General features: G+C 57.1%; 2 protein-coding genes. One reads left to right on the top strand and one right to left on the bottom strand.

The features are described 5' to 3' along the window. Positions 1 to 69: 69 nt before the first annotated feature. Complete coding sequence (locus tag L6637_RS42230) at positions 70 to 648, bottom strand: hypothetical protein (protein WP_377803230.1); 579 nt, start codon at positions 646 to 648, stop codon at positions 70 to 72. 461 nt (positions 649 to 1,109) lie between these two features. Between L6637_RS42230 and L6637_RS42225 the strand changes: the two genes are divergently transcribed. Next, positions 1,110 to 1,485: transposase (locus L6637_RS42225; protein ID WP_237874455.1), on the top strand; the 376-nt coding region annotated here is incomplete at its 3' end.

Here is a 1,485-nt window from a genome sequence, read left to right as displayed (position 1 = left end):
GTCTCGCAACGGCGACGCCTCGCCTGAGGATCAGCATCGAGCCGCCTCTGGGCATCCTCCATGACGTGCTCATGCTCTCAACGAGAGATCACACGATTTCTTGAGCTTGGTGAACTTTTCCTTCAGATGCGCCGTCTTCGCGGCGAGAGTCTCAGATGGCTCCTGCAGATCTGCCGTATCGAGCTGTGCGAGATAGCGCGATACGCTCTCCTCCAGTCGCTGGCGACGACGCTCCACCTTGCCCTTTGTGAAGTTCTTGTCCCGCGTGTTGACCGCCTTGAACTTCGATCCGTCGATGGCGACGCTCGCTTCCATCAGCAATCGCGTCCGCCGGCAAAGCCAAACGAACTTCGCGCACTGGCGATCGTCTTCTCGTCCGGCGAAGGCCGTTGTAGTAGCCAGATCACCTCGAGATTGCGTTTTGCCAAATAGCCGTAGATGTACAGCTTGAGCAGCACCGCTGGATGATAGCCGGGTCGCCCGGTCGCCGACGGTTCGATGTCGCCAAAAACCAATCCCATCGAGATCAAGTGCTTCGACAAACGCATCGACAACGCGAACAGGATTGCTCCCACCGACCCAATCATCTCGGCATTCCGGCAACAATGTCAATTGATCGCGATCCGCGCTTTCAATGAACCGTAGCATCGATCGTCTCCGAAAACCCCGAGACGATCTCTATCTGACTCGTTGGACTTCAGTTCAACGCTAAGTGCTGCGAATCCAACGGTTACCCGCGCAGGCACATTGAGGGTTCTGGATCGGATCGCCAAAAAACTCCAAATTTGTGAAGCAGCGGATGGTGTGACTTAGATTGCAGCGACCCGGGCATCCGTTGCTCGGTCCTCCTTAGAGCCTGACTAAAAACCGAGCCGGGTCTTTGGAGGTGCAGCACCTTCTCAATACAACAGCCTGCCAACCTGAGCGCGGGCGTGTAGTTAGTCCTTCGTGAACAGCGGCAAAGCGACTGAGACAGAATCGCATTCGTCGTTGTGGACTGTTTTGGGATTGCAGGGTTTTGATGCTTTTGGCGCTGGAATCTTGGGATTTCATTTTCAGGATTCCGTCGAATCGCCACTCATGATTCCGTGCTCGCATCGGAGGTGGCAATGCGACCGAAGAAGCACAGGACGACGGGATCGAGCGATCTGTGCCGGGCCGGGCTGGACCAAATCATCAATATGAAGCCCGAGCTGGTTCAGCTCGCTGGCAAGGTCGACTGGGACTGGATCGACCGCGAGATCGCGCCGCTCTACAGCGAGAACGGTCGGCCGGGTATCGCGACCCGCTTCATGATCGGGCTGCTGCTGAAGCATATTTGCGGCCCGTCCGATGAGGGGGTCTGCGAGCGCTGGGTCCACGACCCGTATTTCCAGTACTTCACCAGCGAAGAGTTCTTTCAGCATGTGTTCCCGCACGAACGCTCGGACTTGAGCCACTGGCGCAAGCGGCTCGGCGACAAGCTGGAGCTGCTCTTGGTCGAGA

Origin of the sequence: Bradyrhizobium zhengyangense (assembly GCF_022012435.1) — a bacterium.
Lineage (GTDB): Bacteria > Pseudomonadota > Alphaproteobacteria > Rhizobiales > Xanthobacteraceae > Bradyrhizobium > Bradyrhizobium zhengyangense.
The sequence above is the reverse complement of the archived record's forward strand: the minus strand, read 5'-3'. Positions and strand labels throughout refer to the sequence as shown.

Coding starts and splice junctions, on each gene's coding strand:
- L6637_RS42230 (WP_377803230.1), bottom strand. CDS start 648: ATGCTACGGTTCATTGAAAGCGCGGATCGCGATCAATTGACATTGTTG.